This is a genomic window from Novosphingobium piscinae (genome assembly GCF_014230355.1).
Lineage (GTDB): Bacteria > Pseudomonadota > Alphaproteobacteria > Sphingomonadales > Sphingomonadaceae > Novosphingobium > Novosphingobium piscinae.
Genome location: NZ_JACLAX010000007.1, coordinates 171,439 through 194,351 on the forward strand (window position 1 = coordinate 171,439; position 22,913 = coordinate 194,351).

Here is a 22,913-nt window from a genome sequence, read left to right on the forward strand (position 1 = left end):
TCGATTTATTGGAACATTTCGACGCGTTTTATCCCACTTATTGGGTAGTCAAGCAAGGGCTAGAAAGGGTGCAGCCGCGGGGCCGCCGTCCCCGCCCAGGAGAACTGCCATGACCACGACCGCTGCTCCCACCCTTGCCACCCCGACCATCGAGCTGCGCCCCTTCGCGACCCTCGGCGCGGCCAACCATGGCTGGCTCGATGCCCATCACCACTTCTCCTTTGCCGACTACCACGATCCCGACCGGGTGCAGTGGGGAGCGCTGCGGGTGTGGAACGATGACGCCATCGCCCCGCGCTCGGGCTTTCCGCCGCACCCCCACCGCGACATGGAGATCGTCACCTATGTCCGCCAGGGTGCGATCTCGCACCGCGACAGCCTCGGCAACGAGGGCCGCACCGTCGCCGGTGATGTCCAGGTGATGTCGGCCGGGACCGGGATCACCCACGCCGAATACAACCTCGAGGACGAGGAGACCCGGCTGTTCCAGATCTGGATCCTGCCCGATGCCCGCGGCCACACGCCCAGCTGGGGCACCCGGCCGTTCCCGCGCGACGACCGCGCCGGCGGCTTCGTCATCCTCGCCTCGGGCATGCCCGGCGACGCGGACGCGCTGCGCATCAATGCCCGGGCGCGCGTTGCCGGGGCGCTGGTCAAGGCCGGCGATACCGTGCGCTACAGCCTTGCGCCCGAGCGCCACGCCTATCTCGTCCCGGCCTCCGGGCGGGTGCGGATCGGCACAGTCGAGGCCGCGGCCCGCGACGGCGTGGCGATCACCGGGGTCGAGACGATCGAGGTGACCGCGCTCGAGGACGCCGAGCTGGTCCTCGTCGACGCGCTCTGAGGGCGGCGGCCCGCTCCCCCCGGTCCGGGCCGTGGTCCGGGCGGGGGGCGGGCCGGTGCCGCTTTCCCGCCGGTGGAAACGATCCTAGGGTGCGGGGATGCGCCAGCTCTCCACCACGCTCGTCTTCGCCACCCGCGGGCGCGGCTTCACCGAGATCACCGGCGAGGTCTGCGCCTGGGTGGCCGCTTCGGGCCTTGCCGAGGGGCTCCTGACGCTGCTCGTCCGTCATACCTCGGCCTCGCTGCTGATCCAGGAGAACGCCGCGCCCGAGGTCCGCGCCGATCTGGCGCGCTGGCTCGACCGGCTCGCCCCCGAAGGACCGGGCTATGTCCATGACGACGAGGGGCCCGACGACATGCCGGCGCACCTGCGCAGTGTCCTGACCGGCGTGACCCTGTCGCTTCCGGTCCTGGCCGGACGGCCGCGGCTGGGCAGCTGGCAAGGTATCTGGCTGGCCGAGCACCGCCGGGCTCCGCACCGCCGCGAGGTGGCGCTCCACCTGATCGGGGCGTGACAAGGCCGGGGGGCGGGCCTAAGGTCCGATGCGAGGGAGAGCCTCGCCGATGACCCCTGCCGACAGCCTTGCCCGCGATCCCGCGTCCGGTCAGCCGGCGAGATCGGACGCGGCGCCGCGCGGCGGCATGCTGGTGCGGCGCCATCGCCTGTCGACGCGGCTGTGGCACTGGCTCAACCTGGTCACGCTGACGATCATGCTGATGAGCGGGCTGATGATCTTCAATGCCCATCCGCGGCTCTACTGGGGGGCCTACGGGGCCAACCGCGATCACGCCTGGTTGCAGCTGCCGCGCTTCCCCGGCTGGGCCACCCTGCCATCCAGCTACAGCCTGGCCGATGCCCGGATCTGGCACCTGGCCTTTGCCTGGGTGCTGGCGCTCGCGTTGCTGGGCTATCTGCTGCGCTCGCTGCGCAACGGGCATATCCGCCGCGATCTGCACATCACGGCAGCCGAATGGCGCCCCGCCCACCTGTGGCGCGATGTGGTCGACCATGCCCGGCTGCGGTTTCCTGCCGGCGCGGCGGCGCTGCGCTACAACGTGCTGCAGAAGCTGGCCTACTGCGGGGTGCTGTTCGGCCTGCTGCCGTTGGTGATCCTGACCGGGCTGACCATGTCGCCCGGCCTCAATGCCGCACTGCCGTGGCTGCTTGACCTGTTCGGCGGGCGCCAGTCGGCGCGCTCGCTGCACTTTCTCGCCGCGGCCGGGCTGGTCCTGTTCGCGCTGGTCCACGTCACCATGGTGGTCCTGGCCGGTCCGGTCAACGAGCTCCGGTCGATGATCACCGGCTGGTACCGCCTGCCGCGCGAGCGCAGCCATGACTGAGCCGGTCAGCCGCCGCGCGCTGCTGGGCACTGTCGCTGCCGGGGCCGGCGGGCTGCTGCTGGCGGGGTGCGACCGGGTCAACCGGTCCCCCGCCGCCCGGGCCCTGCTGCAGAGTGCCGAACAGGCGCACCTCGCCAGCCAGCGCCTGCTCGGCGGCCAGGCGCTGGCGCCCGAGTTCACGCGGGCCGACCTCTCGCCCGATTTCCGCGCCAATGGCAACCACCAGGCCAACGGCAATCCCGACTGGGTGCGCCATCGCGAGAGCGGCTTCGCCGACTGGCGCCTGCGCCTTGACGGGCTGGTGCTGCGCCCGCTCGAGCTTTCGCTCGAGGCGCTGCGCGCGCTGCCGCAGCGCCGCCAGATCACCCGGCACGACTGCGTCGAGGGCTGGAGCGCGATCGGCGAATGGGCCGGCCCCCAGCTCGGCACGATCCTGCGCGCCGCGACGCTGTTGCCGGCGGCGCGCTATCTGGTGTTCCACTGCGCCGATTCGTTCGGCCCCGTGCCCTATTACGAATCGATCGACCTGATCGATGCGTTCCACCCGCAGACCATCCTCGCCCTGGCCATGAACGGGCAGCCGCTGCCGGTCCGCCACGGCGCCCCGGCGCGGCTGCGGGTCGAGCGGCAGCTCGGCTACAAGCAGGCCAAGTACGTCATGCGGATCGAGGCCCGCGCCACCCTTGCCGGGCTCTACGGCGGCAAGGGTGGCTACTGGGAAGATCGCAAGGACTATGCCTGGTATGCGGGGATCTGATTAACCACCCGACAAGCCGCGTCCGCTAGGCAGCGGACCACAGGGAGTCCCGCCACGCATGCCCGTTCTCGTCACCGGCGCCGCCGGGTTCATCGGTTTCAGCCTGATCCGTGCGCTGGTCGCGCGGGGCGATTGCGTGATCGGGGTCGACAACTGCAACGCCTACTACGACCCCGCGCTCAAGCAGGCGCGGCTGGCCGTGCTGGCGGCCGAGGCGGGAGACCGCTTCACCTTCGTCCCGCACGATTTCGCCGACCATCCCGGGCTGGTCGCCGCGCTGGCTCCCTACGAGTTCGACGCGATCGTCCACCTCGGCGCCCAGGCCGGGGTGCGCTATTCGCTCGAGAACCCGCATGCCTATGTCCAGTCCAACCTGGTCGGGCATCTCAATCTGCTCGAGATCGGCCGCCACCGCCGGGTACGGCACCTGGTCTATGCCAGCTCCTCGTCGGTCTATGGCGGCAATGCCAAGCTGCCCTTCGCGGTCGAGGACCGCGCCGACCACCCGGTCTCGCTCTACGCCGCGACCAAGCGCGCCGACGAACTGATGAGCGAGACCTACGCCCATCTCTACCGCCTGCCGCAGACCGGGCTGCGCTTCTTCACGGTCTATGGCCCGTGGGGCCGGCCCGACATGATGCTGTGGATCTTCACCCGCAAGCTGTTCGCCGGCGAGGCGCTGCCGGTGTTCAACGCGGGCGAGATGTACCGCGACTTCACCTATATCGACGACATCGTCGCCGGGGTGGTGGCCAGCCTCGACAATCCCCCATCCGATGATGGCCTGCCCAAGCCCGGCGGGAGCGTGAAGCCGCACCGGCTCTACAACATCGGCAACCACCGCGCGGAACATCTGATGACGGTGATCGGGCTGCTCGAGAAGGCCACCGGGATCACCGCGCGGCTCGACCTCCAGCCGATGCAGGCCGGCGACGTGCCGCGGACCTGCGCCGATATCTCGGCCATCGCGGCCGACCTGGGCTATGCGCCGACGACCTCCATCGACGTCGGGGTGCCGCGCTTCGTGGAATGGTATCGCGAATACCACGGGGTTTAGTGCCCGGCCCCATCCCACCGGGGCATAACCCTGCCGCCCCCGCTTGCCCCTGCCGCCGCCATCGGGAATCACGTCCCGCATGAGCATTCTCAGCGACCGATGGATTCGGGAAGAAGCCCTCCAGCGCGGCATGATCGAGCCGTTCGTCGAGCGCCAGCAGCGCGAGGGCTGCATTTCCTACGGGCTTTCGTCCTACGGCTATGACGCGCGCGTGGCCGACGAGTTCAAGATTTTCACCAATGTCGACAATGCGGTGGTCGATCCCAAGGAGTTCGCGCCGAACAGCTTCGTCGATCGCAAGACCGACGTCTGCGTGATCCCGCCCAACAGCTTCGTCCTGGCCCGCACGGTGGAATACTTCCGCATTCCCCGCGACGTGCTGGTGATTTGCCTGGGCAAGAGCACCTATGCCCGCTGCGGGATCATCGTGAACGTCACCCCGCTCGAGCCCGAGTGGGAAGGCCACGTGACGCTTGAATTCTCCAACACCACCCCGCTGCCGGCGCGGATCTATGCCAACGAGGGCGCCTGCCAGTTCCTGTTCCTCAAGGGCAACGAGCCGTGCCAGGTCAGCTATGCCGACCGCGCGGGCAAGTACATGGGCCAGCGCGGGGTCACCTTGCCGCGGCTGTAGGGGGCAGGGCTGCGAAGACGGCTGGCGCAGGGCGGCATCGACCGGCTAGGACGCCAGGGATGCCGCTGCCGGTTCCTCCTCTGCTCCCCGCAAGCCTGCGCCGCCGCGCCGAACTGGTGCGCCAGCAGCGCCCCGCCGGGGTCCGCACTCCGCCGGCGCGGCTGCTCTGGCGCGAGCTGGCGGTGCTGTTCGGGGCGCGGCACAAGGCGCTGGTCCATCACGTCGCCCGGCAGCCGGGTCCGGTCATGTTGCTCCCGGGCTTCGGCGCCCATCCCGCGCGGATGCGGCCGATGGCCGAGGCGCTCGAGCGCGCCGGGCACAGCGTGTTCGACTGGGGGCTGGGCTTCAACCTCGGCCCCACCCCCGAGAACTTCGCCTTTCTGCTCGCCCGGATCACCCGCCTGGCCCACGAACAGGCCGCGCCGCTGACGCTGGTCGGCTGGAGCCTCGGCGGCCTGTTCGCGCGCGAGCTGGCCAAGCAGCGCCCCGCTGCCGTCGCCATGGTGATCACCATGGGTTCGCCGTTCTCGGGCGATCGCCGCGCCAACAATGCCTGGCGCGCCTATCAGCTGGTCACCGGCCATCCGGTCGACGATCCCCCGATCAAGGGCGATTTCGCGGTCAAGCCACCGGTGCCGACCGTGGCGCTGTGGAGCCCGCGCGACGGGATCGTCGCCCCGCGCAGCGCCTGCGGCTGGCCGGGCGAGCGCGATGCGGCCATCGCCCTGCGCTGCAGCCATCTTGGCTTTGCCGCCTCGCCCGAGGCGATCGCCACGGTGCTGGTGGTGCTGGACAGCCTGGCTCCCGATCAGGCGAACGGCTCGCCCGGGTAGGCAGGGAGCCGGTACCACCCGGACGAATTCTCTCCGCCGGCTAAACATATCTTATCGATTTGCTGGCAGCCCCATGATCGATGCTGCGCCCGTTTCATCAGTCACTTGCCGCCGTGCGGGCGCAATGGGCGACGCCCGGTGGCGCCTGGGCGCTGCTGGCGTTGCTGGTGCTGGCGTTGTGCGGGGGCCATCCTGCTCGTGCCGCAACCGTCGAGCGCCCGGTGCTGCGGCTGGCGGGTTGCGTGGCGCCGGTCCAGCCCGGCGATACGCCCGCCCGCGTTCTGGCCGCGCCGGCCCGCTTCGATTGCGTGCGTCCGACGTCCGACTGGGGCCCCGGATCCTACTGGGTCCATTACGTCCTGCCGCCCGGCGCGGCGGCCCCGGCGGCCAAGGGCCAGCCGCGCCAGTTCCGTTTCGTGCCGCACTGGCAGCAAAGCCTCGCGGTGATCACCCGTGACGACCGCGGCCACATCCATGCCCGCACCTACGACGATGCGGCCCTGTCCCGCCAGCTCGGCTTCGGCGCGATGCTCGGCGTCCCGCTCGACAGCCCCGGTGGCGGCGAGGTGCGCGATGTGCTGGTCCGGCTCGACGGCGCGCTCAACGCCTCGGGCCTGCTCGGCGATCCCCAGGTGCTCGACACCGCCGCCCTGCATGGCCAGGAGCTGCTGGCCGTCGCCGCGCTGGCCGCCTTCGGAGGTCTCGGGTTCGGCCTGCTGTGCTACAACATCGTGCTGTGGCTGACGATCCGCGAGCGGTTCCAGCTGACCTACTGTCTCTCGCTGCTCGCCATGCTGGCCTACGTCTGGGTGAATTCGGCGGCGATGGTCCAGCTCGTGCCGACCGTGGCCCACACCCAACGGCTGGCCACCAGCTACCTTCTGCTCGGCTTCGTCTCGGCGCTTTCGCTTCAGTTCATCACCGATTTCATCGAACCCCAATGCCTGCCGAGGTGGCTGCGCCAGAGCGCGCGGCAGTTCGGCATCGTCTATGTCCTGCTGGGCCTTGCGGTGGCCTTCGCCCCGCCGGGCTGGCGTCATCTCGCCGACCGGGCCTATGCGTTCAGCTTTGTCCCGCTGCCAGCCATCGTGCTGGCGCTGACGGTCATCGCCTGGCGCCGCGGCAGCCGCTCGATCCGTGTGCTCGCGATCGCCTGGGTTCTGCCCTTGCTGATGACGCTGCTGCGCATCGCCCATGCCTTCAACCTGATCGGCTTCAGCCCCTTGGTCCAGTACGCCCTGGTGATCGGGATGAGCATCGAGGCGCTGCTCTCTTCGCTGGCCATGTCCTTCCGGATCAAGCTGATCACCGAGGATCGCGACCGTGCCCGCGCCGACGAGCGCGCCGCGCGCCAGCTGGCCAACATCGACGCGCTGACCGGGTTGCTCAACCGCCGCGCCCTGCTTGAACAGCTGATCGCCTGGCGCAGTCCCGGGGCGCTGCGCCTGCTGCTGGTGGACATCGACCAGTTCAAGGCGGTCAATGACCGCTTCGGGCATCTGGTCGGGGACGAGGTGCTGCGGGGCGTTGCCGAGGTGCTCGCGATTCGCGCCGATCTCAACGCCAGCGTCGCACGGATTGGCGGCGAGGAGTTCGCGCTGGTCGGCGCGGCCGAGACCCTGTCCGAGGCCGTGGCCCTCGGCATCCTTGCCGACATCCGCGCCACCGCCATGGCCGGCGAGGTCCGGGTCACGGTCAGCATCGGCATGGCCGAGGGACCGGTGCGCGGCGAGGACGACTGGCGCGAGCTGTACCGCCGCGCCGACGCTGCGCTCTACCAGGCCAAAAGCGAGGGTCGCAACCGCGCCGTCCATGCTCTGCCGCCGGTCCTGCCGGCCACCCCCGGCAGCGCTCGCAGCGCGGTGGCCTGACCGGGCCGAACGGCGTCGTTCGCAGCTGCAGCATGACCCCTCTTGGCAAAGCCCGGGGGATCGTGCAGACCTTGGGCAAAGCGGGGGTCTATGCCAGCAGTCCAGACGGCGCAGTATGACGAGATGTTCGGCCCTGATGGAGAGGTCAGGGCCGCCTACGCCGGCTACGACGCATGGTACCGCGGCCAGGATCAGGGCTGGCTGCGCAAGCAGGCGGCCGAGGCGGAAGGTTTCTTCCGCCGCACCGGGATCACCTTCAACGTCTATGGCGACGATGCCGGGGAAGAACGCCTGATCCCCTTCGACATGGTCCCGCGGATCATCACCGCGGCCGAATGGCGCCGCCTGTCGCGCGGCATCGAACAGCGCGTCCGCGCGCTCAACGCCTTCCTCCATGACGTCTACCACCGCCAGGAGATCGTCCGCGCCGGCAAGCTGCCCGAGCGGCTGCTGCGCGAGAACGCCGCCTACCTGCCGGTGATGGCCGGCTTCGTCCCGCCCGGCGGGGTCTATACCCACATCGTCGGGATCGACCTGGTCCGCACCGGCCCGGACGATTTCATGGTGCTCGAGGACAATGCCCGCACGCCCTCCGGGGTCTCCTACATGCTGGAGAACCGCGAGACGATGATGGCCATGTTCCCCGAGCTGTTCACCCAGGTGCGGGTCCGCCCGGTGAGCGACTATCCGCGCCGCCTGGCCCGCAGCCTCGCGGCCTGCACCCCGCCGGCCGCGCAGTTCTCGGCCGGGGAGCGGCCGACCGTGGCGGTGCTCACCCCGGGGGTCTACAACTCGGCCTATTTCGAGCATGCCTTCCTCGCCGACCAGATGGGCGCCGAGCTGGTCGAGGGCAGCGACCTGCGCGTGGTGGGCGGGCGCATCGCGATGCGCACCACCCGCGGCTGGCAGCCGATCGACGTGCTCTACCGCCGGGTCGACGACGAGTATCTCGATCCGCTGACGTTCAATCCCGATTCGGCGCTGGGCGTGCCGGGCATCATGGACGTCTACCGCGCCGGCGGGATCACCATCGCCAACGCGCCCGGCACCGGGATCGCCGACGACAAGGCGATCTACAGTTTCATGCCCGAGATCGTCGAGTTCTACACCGGCGAGAAGCCGCTGCTGCAGAACGTGCCGACCTGGCGCTGCTCCGAGCCGGAGTCGCTGCAGTACGTGCTCGACAACCTCGCCGAGCTGGTAGTCAAGGAGGTTCACGGCTCGGGCGGCTACGGCATGCTGATCGGCCCGACCTCGAGCCGCAAGGAGATCGCCGCCTTCGCCGCCAAGCTGCGCGCGCGGCCCGACAACTACATTGCCCAGCCCACGCTCTCGCTGTCGACCTGCCCGATCTTCACCAAGGCCGGCCTCGCCCCGCGCCATGTCGATCTGCGGCCCTTCGTGCTGGTCAGCCCCAACGGGGTGGACATCACCCCCGGCGGCCTGACCCGCGTGGCGCTCAAGAAGGGCAGCCTGGTGGTCAACTCGTCGCAGGGCGGCGGGACCAAGGATTCCTGGGTGCTGGAGGATTGACGATGATCTTCGCACCACACGTCCAGCGCGCGCTTTTCGTCATCCTGAAACGAGTTCAGGATGACGGGAAACTGACGGGTCGGAGCCAGGCCACTCCGATGGAGGCGCGCTGATGCTGGGACGGTCCGCCAACGGCATCTTCTGGATGTTCCGCTATCTCGAGCGCGCCGAGAACACCGCGCGGCTGCTCGACGCGGGTTTCCGCATGGCGCTGACCCGCGGCGATTCCGCCTCGGCCGAGGAATGGCGTTCGGTGCTGGTCACGATGGGGCTGGAGCAGGCCTATGCCGCGCGGCGCAGCGACTTCACCGGGCCGCAGGTGTGCAATTTCATCCTGCGCGACAAGGACAATCCCGGCTCCGTGCTGGCGATGATCGAAGGCGCGCGGACCAATGCCCGGATGGTCCGTACGGCGATCACCCGCGAGGTCTGGGAAGCCACCAATGAATCGTGGATGACCCTGCGCGACATGCTGGCCCGGCCGGCGCGCGAGACCAATCTCGGCGAGGTGCTCGGCACGATCCGCCGCCAGGCGACCTATGTGCGCGGGGCGATGGATGGCACCATGCTGCGCAACGACATCTTCAATTTCGCGCGGATCGGCACCTTCCTCGAGCGCGCCGACAACACCGCGCGGATCCTCGACGTGAAGTATCACGTGCTGCTGCCCTCGGTGGCCTGGGTCGGTTCGAGCCTCGATCACGTGCAGTGGGAAACGGTGCTGCGCTCGGTGGCGGGCGACCGCGCCTATCGCTGGCTCAATGCCGGCGGGATGGATGCGCGCGGGATCGCGGCTTTCCTGATCCTTGACGGCCGGTTCCCGCGCAGCCTGGCCTTCTGCTATGAAAAGCTGCGCAGCAACCTGGCCAGCCTGGCCCGTGCCTATGGCGAGGAGACCCACGCGCACGAGCTGCTGCGCAATGCCGGTGCGCGGCTGCATCAGACCACGATCGAGCAGATCGTCGAATCCGGCCTGCACGAGTTCATCGTCGACTTCATCGCCTGCAACATCGACGTCGCCAACGCGATCGCGCAGGATTACCGCTTCACCGATTGAGGGGAGGGCCGATGCGCCTCGCCGTTCGCCACGAGACCCACTACCGCTTCGACACGCCCCTGGCCCAGGGGCTGCAGCGGCTGCGGCTCTCGCCCAAGGAGAACCATGGCCAGTCGGTGCGGGCCTGGCGGATGGAGCTGACCGGCGCGCGGGTCGAGGTGGTCTATGACGACCACAACGCCAACCATGTCACGCTCGCCTCGATCCTGCCCGGCACGACCGAGCTGGTGATCGCCTGCGAGGGCGTGGTCGATACGGCCGACCGCGCCGGCGTGGTCGGGCGCCACAATGGCCGGCTGCCGCTGTGGGCCTTCCAGTGCCAGTCGCCGCTGACCCGGCCCGGCGCGCGGCTCAAGGCGCTGGCCGCCCCGCTCGCCGCCGTCGGGGACGATCGGCTGGCCCAGCTCCACAGCCTGTCGCAGGCGGTGCTGGGCGCGGTCACCTATGCTCCCGGGCACACCGATGTCGGGACCAGCGCCGAGGAGGCGCTCGCCGCGGGGCGGGGGGTCTGCCAGGACCATGCCCACATCTTCATCGGCGCGGCCCGGCTGCTGGGTTTTCCCGCGCGCTACGTCAGCGGCTACCTGCTGATCGAGGGCCGCACCGAGCAGGACGCCGGGCACGGCTGGGCCGAGGCCCATGTCGACGGGCTCGGCTGGGTCGGCTTCGACGTGTCCAACGGGATCAGTCCGGATGCCCGGTATGTCCGCGTCGCCTCTGGGCGCGACTATGCCGAGGCGGCGCCGGTGACCGGGATCACCTGGGGGCAGACGGCGTCATCGCTGTCGGTCAGCCTTGCGGTGGAGCAGCAGGCCGTTCAACAATAGCGGTCGATCAGGGGGACGAATCGCGCCCTGCCGCCCCGCGCGGCCAGGACCGCGCGGCACAACAACGGACGGGGCCGGACATGACGTACTGCGTAGGCATGATGCTCGATCGTGGGCTCGTGCTGATGAGCGATACCCGCACCAATTCGGGCGTCGACAACATTTCGGTGTTCCGCAAGATGTTCCACTGGCAGGTGCCGGGCGAACGGATGATCGCGATCATGACCGCGGGCAACCTGGCGACCACCCAGTACGTGATCAGCCTCTTGGAAGAGCGGACCAAGGCCCCGCAGGAGCGGCAAAACTCGCTGCTCGAGGCCGAGACCATGTTCCAGGTGGCGCAGATCGTCGGCAAGCTGCTGAACGACACCATCCGCGAGCGCGAGAACTTCAACGGCGAGGAGGCGCAGGGCCGGTTCACCGCCTCGATGATCGTCGCCGGCCAGATCCGCGGCATGGAGCCGCGGCTGTTCCTGATCTACCCGGAAGGCAACTTCATCGAGGCCAGCTACGACACGCCGTTCTTCCAGATCGGCGAGACCAAGTACGGCCGCCCGATCCTGCTGCGCGGCTACGACAAGGCGATGAGCTTCGAGGACGCGGTCAAGCTGATGATGGTCAGCTTCGATTCGACGCTCAAGGCCAACCTCTCGGTCGGCCTGCCGCTTGATCTGCTGGTGATCGAGAAGGACGGCTTCGCCCCGCTCCACGCCAAGCGCGTCACCGCCGCCGATGCCTATTTCCAGAAGATCAGTTCGGGCTGGGGCGAGGCGCTCAAGCGGGCGTTCCACTCGCTGCCGGACTATGCGTTCGACGAGTAGGACAAGCCCGGCGGCGATGGCGGCTAGCGGCAGAAGGCCCGGCCGCTCAGCTCCAGATGCAAGTGGTCGCGGTGCGCCCCGTTGTAGGCCGGTCCCAGGGTCGTTCCGAAGCGTTTGCAGGCGCTGGCATGGACCGTCTGGAGGAAGGCCCGGGCCTGGTTGTCGCCGCCGGTCCAGTCGCCCAGCACCGTGATGCGGCGGCCGTTCTCGAGCACGAAGGCGGAGACGTCGATCGCCTCGGCGCGGGCATGCGCGCTCAGCCGGTCGGTCCCCGCCACGGTGCGGCAGTTGTAGCTGCCCATGGTCTCGATCCGCGCCAGCGGGCTGCCCAGGATCTGCCGCGCCGCCCGGTCGACCCCATAGCGCGCCCAGGCGGCGAAAGTGGTGGCCAGCGGGCAGGCCACCGGCCCGAGGTTGCTGACCGACAGTTGCGCGGTGTCGCTGGTCAGGGTGGAGAGGCGCACCGCGTTGCGGGTCGAACAGCCGGCGCCGTAGTACTGGTCGGGCAGGGGGGTGAAGCCCACGCTGCTGCGGCCGAGATTGGCGAGGCAGGCCCGCGCTTCGGGATGGGCGGCGTAGACCAGCGGCGAGCGCCGCGGCGCAGCCTGCTGCCGTCCCTCGGGCACGGCGCCGCAGGCGGCAAGGAGGGTGAGGAGAAGCAGGGCCACAGCGCGGCGCATCGCTGCAGTATCGCGCAGGTGCGCCGGGCATGGCAAGGTGGGTGCGCGTTTGGCCAGACGCAGTCGAACTGTCGCTTTCGCCCAACACCCGTCATCCCAGCAAAGGCTGGGATCTCTCGCCTCGCCGCGAACGATGCCAGCCTTCGCTGGTATGACGAAGGTCTTTGAGTTGATCAGACAATGGGCGGCTGCTCCATCCGCCCCCGCGACGTACGTCCGCTCCCCACCCGTACCGGCCATCCGCTGCCATTCGTGGACCCGGTCACGCGCCTTAAGCATTCCCCCTCAGCCGAACCTTGTTGACTTGGCGCCGCTTGCCACTAGAGCGGCCGACGGGCCACGCGGTCCCAACGCCGCGCGTGCTCTCTGCAAGGAGAGACTACATGACTGCACAACTGCCGGCGCGCAAACCCGCGCGTCCGTTCTTTTCGTCCGGGCCCTGCGCCAAGCCGCCCGGATATGCTCCCGACAAGCTCGCCATCGAATCGCTGGGCCGCTCGCACCGCGCCAAGATCGGCAAGTCGCGCCTGCAGTATTGCATCGACCTGATGCGCGAAGTGCTCCAGCTGCCCGACACCCACCGCATCGGCATCGTCCCCGGGTCCGACACGGGTGCCTTCGAGATGGCGATGTGGACCATGCTGGGCGCGCGCCCCGTCACCACGCTGGCGTGGGAGAGCTTCGGCGAGGGCTGGGTCACCGACGCGGCCAAGCAGCTCAAGCTCGATCCGACCATTCTGCGTGCCGACTACGGCCAGATTCCCGACCTGTCTGCGATCGACTGGTCGCACGACGTGCTGTTCACCTGGAACGGGACCACTTCGGGCGTGCGCGTGCCGAACGCCGATTTCATCCCGGCCGACCGCGAAGGTCTGTCCTTCGCCGATGCCACCTCGGCGGTCTTCGCCTACGATATCGATTGGGACAAGATCGATGTCGCCACCTTCTCATGGCAGAAGGTGCTGGGCGGCGAGGGCGGCCACGGCGTCCTGATCCTCGGCCCCCGCGCGGTCGAGCGGCTCGAGACCTACACTCCTGCCTGGCCGCTCCCCAAGGTGTTCCGCCTGGTGAGCAAGGGCAAGCTGGCCGAGGGCGTGTTCAAGGGCGAGACGATCAACACCCCGTCGATGCTGGCGGTGGAGGACGCGATCTTCGCGCTCGAATGGGCCAAGGGCCTGGGCGGGCTCAAGGGCCTGCAGGCCCGCAGCGACGCCAACGCCGCCGCGCTTGACGCGATCGTTGCGGAGCGGTCCTGGCTTTCCCACCTCTGCGCCGATCCGGCGATCCGGTCGAAGACCTCGGTCTGCCTCGCGGTCGAGGGTGCCGACGCCGACTTCATCAAGACCTTCGCCGGGCTGCTCGAAAAGCAGGGCGCGGCCTATGACGTTGCCGGCTATCGCGACGCGCCTCCGGGCCTGCGCATCTGGTGCGGCGCCACGGTGAACGTCGAGGACATCCAGGACCTCGGCCCCTGGCTCGACTGGGCCTACGCCACCGCCAAGGCGGGCTGAGCCACTCGTCGTCCCGGCGAAAGCCGGGACCGCTGGCCGGATCCGCGCAAGGTTGCGTCGAAGCGGGTCAGCGGTCCCGGGTCAGGCCCGGGACGACGCCATCCTTCCATTCCCCGATTCCGGATCCCGCTCGCCGGGACGACCAAGGACAAGCACCATGACCAAGCCCAAAGTCCTCATTTCCGACAAGATGGACCCCAACGCCGCCCGCATCTTCACCGAGATGGGCTGCGACGTCGATGTCATCACCGGCGAGACGCCGGAGCAACTGATCGCCCGGATCGGCCAGTACGATGGCCTGGCCATCCGCTCGTCGACCAAGGTCACCCCGGCGATCCTCGATGCCGCGACCAACCTCAAGGTCATCGGCCGCGCCGGGATCGGGGTCGACAATGTCGATATCCCCTATGCCAGCTCGAAGGGCGTGGTGGTGATGAACACCCCGTTCGGCAACTCGATCACCACGGCCGAGCACGCCATCGCGATGATGTTCGCGCTGGCCCGCCAGATCCCCGAGGCGAACACCCAGACCCAAGCGGGACTGTGGCCCAAGAACGGGTTCATGGGGGTCGAGGTGACCGGCAAGACGCTGGGCCTGATCGGTGCCGGCAACATCGGCTCGATCGTCGCGGCGCGGGCGCAGGGCCTGCGCATGAAGGTGGTCGCCTATGATCCGTTCCTGACCCCCGAGCGCGCGATCGAGATGGGCGTGGAGAAGGCCGATCTCGACACCCTGCTGGGCAAGGCCGACTTCATCACCCTGCACACCCCGCTGACCAACGAGACGCGCAACATCCTCAGCCGCGAGAACCTCGCCAAGGCGAAGAAGGGCGTGCGGATCATCAACTGCGCACGCGGCGGCCTGATCGACGAGGCGGCGCTGAAGGACGCGCTTGACAGCGGCCAGGTGGCGGGCGCCGCGCTCGACGTGTTCGAGACCGAGCCGGCCAAGGACTCGCCGCTGTTCGGCACCCCGAACTTCATCTGCACCCCGCACCTTGGTGCCAGCACCACCGAGGCCCAGGTCAACGTGGCGCTGCAGGTGGCCGAGCAGATGGCCGACTATCTGGTCAACGGCGGGGTGACCAATGCGCTCAACATGCCCTCGCTCAGCGCCGAGGAGGCGCCCAAGCTGCGGCCCTACATGGCCCTGGCCGAAAAGCTCGGCTCACTGGTCGGCCAGCTGACCACCGGGGCGATCCCGCGCATCTCGATCCATACCGAAGGCGCCGCGGCCGAGCTCAACTCCAAGCCGATCATCGCCGCCGTGCTGGCCGGGTTCCTGCGCACCCAGTCCGACACGGTCAACATGGTCAACGCCCCGTTCCTGGCCAAGGAGCGCGGGATGGAAGTGCGCGACGTCAAGACCGAGAAGACCGGCGACTACCACACCCTGGTGCGCGTTTCGGTCAAGACCACCGACGGCGAACGCTCGGTCGCCGGCACGCTGTTCTCGAACGCCGAACCGCGGCTGGTCGAACTGTTCGGCATCAAGGTCGAGGCGGAGCTGACCGGCGACATGGTCTATGTCGTCAACGAGGATGCCCCCGGCTTCATCGGACGGATCGGCACCCTGCTGGGCGAGAACGCGATCAACATCGGCACGTTCAACCTCGGGCGCCGGAACGCCGGTGGCGAAGCGGTGCTGCTGCTCTCGGTCGACAGCCCGGTGCCCGCCGCGGTGGTCGATCAGGCGCGCAGCCTGCCCGGCGTCAAGCGGGTCAAGGCGCTGAAGTTCGCCTGAGCCGGGCGACCGGACACGGCGCGGCGGGCGCGGGGCCTCGGCTCCGCGCCCGCTGTCGTTCCGGTGTCTGTCTTGCCGATCCGACCGGGCCAGTCAGCAGGGGCCAGTCAGCAGGAGCCAGTCAGCAGAGGGCCAGGCCCGCTGCGACGCCGACACACTGGCGCACCGCCGCCTCGCCCCGTTCGGTCAGGCGGACGAGCTGGCGCCGGGCGTCCAGATTGTCGCCGAAGCGTTCGACCAGCCCATCGGCCTCGAGTGCAGCGAGGCACCGCCACGCCGTGGAATAGGGCACGTCGGCGGCCAGGCACACGCGCTTGGTGCTCGCGCCGCGCTGATCGGCGTCGTTGCCGTAGAGGTCGAGCAGGATGTCCCAGGCCGGTTCGCCCAGCAGCTCGCGCGGGAGGATCTTGTTGCGCGCGCGGCGGGTCTGGTAGACCGCCCGCGCCACTTCGCGCAGATCCGCAGCCTGTTCGGTCTGGTCGCGCCGACGCTCGGCGAGAAGCTGGTCGACCATGGCGTGAAGCATGGTCCGGATGGCATCGCTCGCCGGCTCGCCGACTTGCGGGTTGTTCCCTGGCAGTGACATTTGGTGCGACCCTTCTGTCGATGTCCGGCCCTTGCCATGGGCTGTCCGGAATGCAAGCGCCTTGACGCAGGTCAAGGTGAAGAAAAATGCATTTCTGCTGCATCTGACCTCGGTCCGCGAACCGCGCGCCGGCACGGGCGGTACGATGAATCTGCCAGCGTGATTCGGCTCAGGACGATTAACCGCGTTCCTTCGCCAAGTCGGTTGAGGCTGTCCGCATCCCGGCCCGCAGGTGGTCCGAGGGACCAGATGGTTCCCAAGCCGACTGCCAAAACGCAGCGATTTCAAACGTCTGCATTCGGAAATCCGCGGTTCTGGGACTCTACGGAGCAACTCCGGAAGTTCCCCTAGATCGGCTTACGGATTTTCGTATCCGTTTTACGCGATCCTGCTTAGGTCTGGAGCTCCAAATCGGTCTCCCGGCGTAACCATTAAGACCAAGCGGGGGTTCGCATTAACTATGTCCGGGATCACTAAGCTCGTCCTTGTCGACACCGACTACCGTCGCCGCGCTGCGGTTTCGCATGATCTCGCGGGCTCGGAAATCCACGTTGAGCCCTTCGACGGGGCCGAAGACCTGATCGCCCACTGGCCGTCCAACGGGGTGCTCCTGATCCATGACGATGGCGTGGCGCTCAACCTGGTGGTGGCCTACATGGCCCGCACCGGCAATTGGCTGCCCTGCATCTGCTATGCCGAGCAGCCCGATCCGCGCCAGGTGGCCATGGCCGTGCTGACCGGCGCGATCGACTACCTGCCCTGGCCGCTGGGCCGGGACGAACTGCGCCATGCCTTGCTCGACGCGGGTGACCGCGCCCGCCTGATGAGCACCGGCAAGCTGCGCGAGGCCGTGGCCCGCAGCCGGCTCGAGCGTCTGACCCGGCGCGAACGCGAAGTGCTTGAAGCCGTGGCCTGCGGTCTTTCCAACCGCAAGATCGGCGAGACCCTGGCGATCAGCCCGCGCACGGTGGAGATCCATCGCGCCAACATGCTGGCCAAGCTCGGCGCCAACCACACCGCCGAGGCGATCCGGATCGCCATCGAGGCCTCGCTGCCCGGCACCACTCCCGCGCTGGCGGCCTGAACCCTGGTGCAGTCCTCCCCGCGGGTGCACGGAAGCGCTCGGCAGGGACCGTAGCGAGTCCCCGAGGGGCTCATTCGGTCAAGCCGGAAGGCTTCCGTTTCCCCGCTAGGGAGAACTACTAGGGGGTATCTACGGAGTCAGTGGTTACCATCGGGTTAACGCGCCGGCGCCGGGGCGTGATGGGACCCGCGCAAAAACCCTTTCCACCCTGCCGCGCCGGGCGTAAGGCCGCCGCGTCATGACCCAGACCGACCGTGACCTGCTGCCCGAGGGGCTCGAGGACCGCCTGCCCGCCGCCGCTGCGACGGCCGCCCGCGTGACCCGCGCCGTGCTCGACGTGATGGACGGCCATGGCTACAGCCGGGTCCAGACCCCGACGATCGAGTTCGAGCAGTCGATGGCCAGCCGCATGGCCGGCGTGCAGCCCCGCCGCATGTTCCGGTTCGTCGATCCCGCCAGCCTGCGGATGATGGCGATCCGCTCCGACATCACCGTGCAGGTCGGCCGGATCGCGGCCAGCCGGCTGGCCGCCGCGCCGCGCCCGCTGCGCCTCGCCTATGCCGGGCAGGTGCTGACGATCAAGGGCGACGGGCTCGATCCCGCGCGGGAGCGGCTGCAGCTGGGCGCCGAGCTGATCGGTGCCGACAGCCTTGCCGCTGCCGGCGAGATCGTCGCTCTCGCCATCGAGGCGGTGCAGGCCGCGGGCGCCAGTGGCATCTCGGTCGATTTCACCCTGCCCGACCTGGTCGACACCCTGGCCGCCGCAGCGCTGCCGCTCACGCCCGAAGTGGTCGAGGCGGTCCGCCGCGAGCTTGACGCAAAGGACGCCGGCGGCCTCGTCGCGGCGGGCGGGCGCGCCTATCTGCCCCTGCTCGAGGCGATCGGCCCGTTCGACCAGGCGATCGAGCGGCTGGCACGGTTCGATGCCGGGGGCGTGCTGACGAGCCGGATCGCCGGGCTCCGCGCGATCGCCGCGCGGGTCGGCGGGGCCGCGCGGATCACGCTCGATCCATCGGAGCGTCACGGCTTCGAGTATCAGTCGTGGTTCGGCTTCACGCTCTATGCCGAGGGTTTGCGGGGCGCGCTGGGCCGCGGCGGAACCTATGCCATCCTCGGCCAGGACGGGGCAAGCGAGCCGGCCACCGGGTTTTCGCTCTATCCAGATCCGCTGATCGACGCGCTGGCCAGCGCCGAGCCGCCGCGTGACCTGCTGTTCCTCCCGCTGGGTCACGATGCCGAGACCGCGGCCCGGTTGCGCGCGATTGGCTGGCGCACCGTGGCGGCGCTGGACGCCACCGACGATGCCGGTCGGCTTGGCTGCACCCACCGGCTCGACGGACATGAGGCGGTCCGGCTCTAAGGGACGGCGCCCGGACCGGCGGGACAAGGTCCCGCAGCCTGAGACTAGGCCCCGAACACCTGCTTGAGCCAGGTATCGACCACCGGCGTCGCGGCATAGGCCGGGTCACCCAAACTGCGGTTGATCTCGGCATGGCCCTGCAAACCTTGCCCTGGGAAGTCGCGCCGCTCCACCGTCGTGCCCCCCCGGCGCAGCGCGGCCTCGAGTTGCTTGGCCTGGGCGACGCCGTCCTGCCGCTGGACATGAAGCAACAGGAAGGCCGGGGCATTCGGCGCCATGGCCTGCAAGGTGGGTGACAGCGCCTGCTGGCGGGCCGGGTCCGTGCCGAAGGCCTGCGCATAGGTGTCCTGCATGAACCGTCCGCCCTCGGCGATCTGGCGCGGCACGTCATAGGCGGCTCCGTCGATCGGCACGACCCCCGCTACGTCGCGGAACGACAGCCCGGCACCGCGCAGGTACTGTTCGTCGGTCCCGACCAGCGCAACCAGGTGGGCTCCCGCGCTATGGCCCATCAGCACCACCCGGCGCGGGTCGATGCCGAGTTGCGGGGCCCGGTCGAGGAGGGCCTTCAGCGCCGCGGCGACATCGGCCCCCTGCTGCTCCACCGTGGCCTGCGGCACCAGCCGGTAGTTGATCGAGGCATAGGCATAGCCGAGACCCGGGTAGTGCACCTGCTTCCAGCCGCCGGTGGCATTGTCCTTGCTGCCGCGCTTCCAGCCGCCGCCGTGGACAAAGACGATCAGCGGAGCGCCTGTGCGGGTCGCCCCGCCGGCGGTCTGTGCTGGCCAGAAGTCCAGGACCTGCAGCGGGTCCGCGCCATAGGAGATGGTCTGCGGCCGTCCAGCCTGGGGCGCCTGGGTGCGGCCACCGGCGCCCATGCGCCGTTCGGCAATGCGCTGGCGTAGCATCTCGCGCAGCGACCCCTCGCGCGCGTCGGCGATGGTCGTGCCCATGGCGGTGGCGATCACGGCCAGGCCGCCCAGACCCAGAATTGCGGATTTCCTCATGTGCTGTCTCCCGTCCAGGGCGCCATGATTCGCCGGAGCGTCTGAACGGACGGTGAAAAGCCGGGCTGCTCGGCCGCGGTGCCTTGACTCGGCCCGCTCGGCCCCCCTAGTGCGCGCACCGCACAGCGGGGTTCGCCGCAGCCCCACCAGACCATCCGTTTCGCCGAGTCCTGTCGAAGGGCGTCACCGGATCCACCGAGGCAGGGTGGAGGAGTATAGCCATGGCCAACGTTACCGTGATCGGCGCCCAGTGGGGCGATGAGGGCAAGGGCAAGATCGTCGACTGGCTGGCCAGCCGCGCCGATGCCGTGGTGCGCTTCCAGGGCGGCCACAATGCCGGGCACACGCTGGTGGTGGGTGACCAGACCTACAAGCTCTCGCTCCTGCCGTCGGGGATCGTCACCGGTACGCTCTCGATCATCGGCAACGGCGTGGTGCTCGATCCGTGGCACCTCAAGGCCGAGATCGCCAAGCTCGAGGGCCAGGGTGTCGAAATCAACACCGAGAACTTCGCGATTGCCGACAACTGCCCGCTGATCCTGCCGCTGCACCGTGATCTCGACGCCCTGCGCGAGACCGCCGCGGGGGCCGGCAAGATCGGCACCACCGGGCGTGGGATCGGCCCGGCCTACGAGGACAAGGTCGGCCGCCGCGCGATCCGCGTCTGCGATCTTGCCCATCTCGACGCGCTCGATGCCCAGCTCGACCGGCTCTGCGCCCACCACGACGCGCTGCGCGCCGGCTTCGGCCAGCCGCCGGTCGATCGGGCCGCGCTGCTGGCCGAGCTGAAGGAGATTGCCCCCTTCGTGCTGCAGTATGCCCAGCCGGTGTGGAAGCGTCTCAAGAAGGTCCGCAAGGCCGGCGCGCGGATCCTGTTCGAGGGGGCCCAGGGCGTGCTGCTCGACGTTGATCACGGCACCTATCCGTTTGTCACCTCGTCGAACACCGTGTCGGGCACGGCTGCCTCGGGCTCCGGGCTCGGCCCCAATGCCACCGGCTTCGTGCTGGGCATCGTCAAGGCCTACACCACCCGCGTGGGCTCTGGCCCGTTCCCGACCGAGCTTGAGGACGCCACCGGCCAGCGGCTCGGCGAACGCGGCCATGAATTCGGCACGGTCACCGGGCGCAAGCGGCGCTGCGGCTGGTTCGACGCGGTGCTGGTCCGTCAGTCCTGCGCGATTTCCGGGGTGACCGGGATCGCCCTGACCAAGCTCGACGTGCTCGACGGGTTCGAGACGGTGCGGATCTGCACCGGCTACCGCCTGCGCGGCAAGATCCTCGACTACTTCCCCAGCCATGCCGCCGACCAGGCCGAGGTCGAGCCGATCTACGAGGATATGGAAGGCTGGAGCGGGACCACCGCAGGGGCGCGCTCGTGGGCCGATCTGCCGGCCCAGGCGATCAAGTACATCCAGCGCGTGCAGGAGCTGATCGAGACGCCGGTGGCGCTGGTCTCGACCAGCCCCGAACGCGAGGACACGATCCTCGTGCGCGATCCGTTCGAGGACTGAGCCGACCGGGTTAGACTGCGCCCGATTGGGGTAGCGCGGACGGATTGACCCTCGCCGGATCGCGGGCGATGGTCCGGCCAGGGACGCGTCTGGCTCTGGAACTGCAGCGTGCCCGATTCCCCACCCGCGTCCGCTCCCGCCGGCTCCGAACCGCCCCGTCCCCCCTATGCCGCCGACGGGGCCGCGACGGTGACGCTGGCGGTCTACATCGACCGGCCGCACCTGCGCCAGCAGGTCCGCGAGGATGCGCTGGCCAGCGGCTACCGCGTGGTCGAGACCGGCTCGCTCGAGGCCTTCGCCGCGAAGGGCCGGGCCAGTTCGGCGGCGGTGGTCCTCATTGATTGCCCGGTGCCAGGCCCGGCCAGCCTAGCCGCCCTGACCCGGCAGGATCTGGTCGCGCACGAGCGCGGCACCCAGCTGATCGTCGCCACCCAGCTCGCCGCGCTCGACGACGTGTTCGGCTGCCTCGACCTGTCGCAGCCGCAGCTGCTGGTCGATCCCACCTCGGCCGACTTCGCGCTTGCGCTCGGCCGGGCCCTCGCGCTGTCCGGCCGTGAACAGCTGCGCGAACTGGCCGAGGCCGATCGCCGGCTGCTGCTGCGCCTGTCCGATCAGGTGAGCCGGCTGGCTGCCCGGCTCGACCGACTCGAGGAGGATGGCGCCGGCGGCGCGGGCGACCGGCTCAAGGCACCGGCGCTGGCTTTTCGGGGGGCGGACCAGCCCTGGTTGCCGGCCGGGCGCCGCGCGGCGGCCCCGCTGCCCGCACCGCAGCGCGTGCGGCAGATCCTGCGCCAGCGCCAGCAGCGTGCAGGGTTCTTCGGGCCCGACCTGTTCGCCGATCCCGCCTGGGACATGCTGCTTGACCTCACTGCGGCCCGCGGTGAGGGCAAACGGGTCTCGGTCACCTCGCTGTGCATCGCCGCCGGCGTGCCCGCCACGACCGCGCTGCGCTGGATCGCCCAGATGACCGAACAGGGCCTGTTCGTGCGGATCGACGATCCCGCCGACCGCCGCCGCGCCTTCATCGACCTGACTGACCGTGCCGCCGGCGGCATGGCCGCCTACTTCGCGGCCATCAGCGAGGATCGCGGGCTGGTAGCCTGACGGCGCGTCACCGCAGCCGCCGGGCCTGCCTACATGTACTCGGACGCGTCCATCTGCTGGGCCGGCGGCTTCTGGCCGGGCTTGGGCGCGCCAAGCGAGACCCACCAGGCCAGTGCCGCGGCCAGGGCGGCGCAGAGCACCGCGCGCCACCACGGCGCGATCTGCGGTGCCTCGATCGGTACGGCGAACTGGCGCCGCCCGGTGATCATCGGGGTGATCAGGTTGTCGCGCTTGACCACCCGGTAGAACACGATCGCCGCCAGATGGATCGCGACCAGCAACAGCAGGCCATTGAACAGCAGCTCATGCAGCTCACGCGCCAGTTCGGCGGTGTCGTAGGAGACCAGATGGTTGAGCGGGCCGGATTCGATCCCGTCGGTATCCTGGCTGACCAGCCCGAGTGCGACCTGGACCGCGAGCACGCCGAGCAGGCCCAGCACGCTCCACCCGCCAAGCGGGTTGTGTCCGACCACCGGCGCCTGTCCGGGATCGCGGAGCCCGCGCAGATAGGCCAGCACGCGCCCGGGACCGCGGACGAAGCCGGCAAAGCGCGCGGTGGAGCTGCCGACGAAGCCCCACAGCAGCCGGAACACCACCAGCCCCAGCATGATCAGGCCCAGCGTCTTGTGCAGGCCGATCGCGCCGTTCTCGGCACTGAGCCACAAGGCCACGAGAAGAACCACGAAGCTCCAGTGGACCAGCCGCACGGGCAGGTCCCACAAGCGCGTGGCCGTCACACCCGCCAGGCTCAT

22 protein-coding genes are annotated in these 22,913 nt (G+C 69.5%); 18 read left to right on the forward strand and 4 right to left on the reverse strand.

Translation table 11 applies throughout. The features are described 5' to 3' along the window. Positions 1–109 precede the first annotated feature (109 nt). The 12 genes from H7F53_RS09260 (at position 110) to H7F53_RS09315 (ending at position 11,574) form a co-directional block, all read left to right on the forward strand. Positions 110–844 carry a pirin family protein gene (locus tag H7F53_RS09260; RefSeq protein ID WP_185679186.1) on the forward strand — a complete coding sequence of 245 codons (735 nt, stop codon included), beginning with the start codon at positions 110–112 and terminating at the stop codon, positions 842–844. Positions 845–941: 97 nt separating this feature from the next. Then, positions 942–1,358 (forward strand): secondary thiamine-phosphate synthase enzyme YjbQ, encoded by a 417-nt coding sequence (locus tag H7F53_RS09265; RefSeq protein ID WP_185679187.1) that lies wholly within the window; start codon positions 942–944, stop codon positions 1,356–1,358. Positions 1,359–1,485: 127 nt separating this feature from the next. Next, complete coding sequence (locus H7F53_RS09270; protein ID WP_246438791.1) at positions 1,486–2,184, forward strand: cytochrome b/b6 domain-containing protein; 699 nt, start codon at positions 1,486–1,488, stop codon at positions 2,182–2,184. Beyond that, positions 2,177–2,941, forward strand: a complete 765-nt coding sequence (locus H7F53_RS09275) for a molybdopterin-dependent oxidoreductase (RefSeq protein WP_185679189.1) — start codon at positions 2,177–2,179, stop codon at positions 2,939–2,941. The genes H7F53_RS09270 and H7F53_RS09275 overlap by 8 nt, the downstream gene beginning before the upstream one ends. Positions 2,942–2,999: 58 nt before the next feature. After that, positions 3,000–3,998 carry an NAD-dependent epimerase/dehydratase family protein gene (locus H7F53_RS09280; RefSeq protein WP_185679190.1) on the forward strand — a complete coding sequence of 333 codons (999 nt, stop codon included), beginning with the start codon at positions 3,000–3,002 and terminating at the stop codon, positions 3,996–3,998. Between the two features lie 79 nt (positions 3,999–4,077). Next, positions 4,078–4,632 (forward strand): dCTP deaminase, encoded by a 555-nt coding sequence (gene dcd / locus H7F53_RS09285; protein WP_185679191.1) that lies wholly within the window; start codon positions 4,078–4,080, stop codon positions 4,630–4,632. Positions 4,633–4,691: 59 nt separating this feature from the next. After that, positions 4,692–5,465 carry an esterase/lipase family protein gene (locus tag H7F53_RS09290; protein WP_185679192.1) on the forward strand — a complete coding sequence of 258 codons (774 nt, stop codon included), beginning with the start codon at positions 4,692–4,694 and terminating at the stop codon, positions 5,463–5,465. Positions 5,466–5,545: 80 nt separating this feature from the next. Continuing rightward, the gene (locus tag H7F53_RS09295) at positions 5,546–7,336 is read left to right on the forward strand and encodes a GGDEF domain-containing protein (RefSeq protein ID WP_185679193.1); all 1,791 of its coding nucleotides are present in this window, start codon (positions 5,546–5,548) and stop codon (positions 7,334–7,336) included. Between the two features lie 90 nt (positions 7,337–7,426). After that, a complete protein-coding gene (locus H7F53_RS09300; RefSeq protein ID WP_185679194.1) occupies positions 7,427–8,869 on the forward strand; it encodes a circularly permuted type 2 ATP-grasp protein in 1,443 nt (480 codons plus the stop codon). Between the two features lie 112 nt (positions 8,870–8,981). Then, positions 8,982–9,926 (forward strand): alpha-E domain-containing protein, encoded by a 945-nt coding sequence (locus tag H7F53_RS09305; protein ID WP_185679195.1) that lies wholly within the window; start codon positions 8,982–8,984, stop codon positions 9,924–9,926. An 11-nt stretch (positions 9,927–9,937) separates the two neighbouring features. After that, positions 9,938–10,753, forward strand: coding sequence for a transglutaminase family protein (locus H7F53_RS09310; protein WP_185679196.1), 816 nt, complete (start codon positions 9,938–9,940; stop codon positions 10,751–10,753). An 80-nt stretch (positions 10,754–10,833) separates the two neighbouring features. After that, positions 10,834–11,574: a proteasome-type protease gene (locus tag H7F53_RS09315; protein ID WP_185679197.1), complete on the forward strand. Its 741-nt coding sequence runs from the start codon at positions 10,834–10,836 to the stop codon at positions 11,572–11,574. Positions 11,575–11,597: 23 nt separating this feature from the next. On the opposite strand, the gene H7F53_RS09320 is transcribed toward H7F53_RS09315, so the two are convergent. After that, positions 11,598–12,254, reverse strand: a complete 657-nt coding sequence (locus H7F53_RS09320; RefSeq protein WP_185679198.1) for an extensin family protein — start codon at positions 12,252–12,254, stop codon at positions 11,598–11,600. 383 nt (positions 12,255–12,637) lie between these two features. Here H7F53_RS09320 and H7F53_RS09325 point away from each other — a divergent pair, with 383 nt between their 5' ends. Continuing rightward, entirely contained in the window at positions 12,638–13,765 is a 1,128-nt protein-coding gene (locus H7F53_RS09325; protein WP_185679199.1) for a phosphoserine transaminase, read from the forward strand. Positions 13,766–13,922: 157 nt separating this feature from the next. After that, the gene (serA, locus tag H7F53_RS09330; RefSeq protein WP_185679200.1) at positions 13,923–15,509 is read left to right on the forward strand and encodes a phosphoglycerate dehydrogenase; all 1,587 of its coding nucleotides are present in this window, start codon (positions 13,923–13,925) and stop codon (positions 15,507–15,509) included. A gap of 121 nt (positions 15,510–15,630) precedes the next feature. Here the strand turns inward: serA and H7F53_RS09335 are convergent, their stop codons facing one another. Then, positions 15,631–16,095, reverse strand: a complete 465-nt coding sequence (locus H7F53_RS09335) for a helix-turn-helix domain-containing protein (RefSeq protein WP_185679201.1) — start codon at positions 16,093–16,095, stop codon at positions 15,631–15,633. A 460-nt stretch (positions 16,096–16,555) separates the two neighbouring features. Between H7F53_RS09335 and H7F53_RS09340 the strand changes: the two genes are divergently transcribed. Together H7F53_RS09340 and H7F53_RS09345 are read left to right on the forward strand one after the other, a co-directional pair. Continuing rightward, entirely contained in the window at positions 16,556–17,179 is a 624-nt protein-coding gene (locus H7F53_RS09340; RefSeq protein WP_185679202.1) for a response regulator transcription factor, read from the forward strand. Positions 17,180–17,417: 238 nt separating this feature from the next. Continuing rightward, complete coding sequence (locus H7F53_RS09345) at positions 17,418–18,539, forward strand: ATP phosphoribosyltransferase regulatory subunit (RefSeq protein ID WP_185679203.1); 1,122 nt, start codon at positions 17,418–17,420, stop codon at positions 18,537–18,539. Between the two features lie 44 nt (positions 18,540–18,583). Here H7F53_RS09345 and H7F53_RS09350 read toward each other — a convergent pair whose 3' ends face one another. Further along, entirely contained in the window at positions 18,584–19,417 is an 834-nt protein-coding gene (locus H7F53_RS09350) for an alpha/beta hydrolase (RefSeq protein ID WP_246438792.1), read from the reverse strand. Positions 19,418–19,767: 350 nt separating this feature from the next. On the opposite strand from H7F53_RS09350, the gene H7F53_RS09355 reads away from it, so the two are divergent. Together H7F53_RS09355 and H7F53_RS09360 are read left to right on the forward strand one after the other, a co-directional pair. Beyond that, positions 19,768–21,057, forward strand: a complete 1,290-nt coding sequence (locus H7F53_RS09355) for an adenylosuccinate synthase (RefSeq protein ID WP_185679205.1) — start codon at positions 19,768–19,770, stop codon at positions 21,055–21,057. A 108-nt stretch (positions 21,058–21,165) separates the two neighbouring features. After that, complete coding sequence (locus H7F53_RS09360) at positions 21,166–22,161, forward strand: winged helix DNA-binding protein (RefSeq protein ID WP_185679206.1); 996 nt, start codon at positions 21,166–21,168, stop codon at positions 22,159–22,161. 29 nt (positions 22,162–22,190) lie between these two features. On the opposite strand, the gene H7F53_RS09365 is transcribed toward H7F53_RS09360, so the two are convergent. Beyond that, positions 22,191–22,913, reverse strand: a complete 723-nt coding sequence (locus tag H7F53_RS09365) for a cytochrome b/b6 domain-containing protein (protein ID WP_185679207.1) — start codon at positions 22,911–22,913, stop codon at positions 22,191–22,193.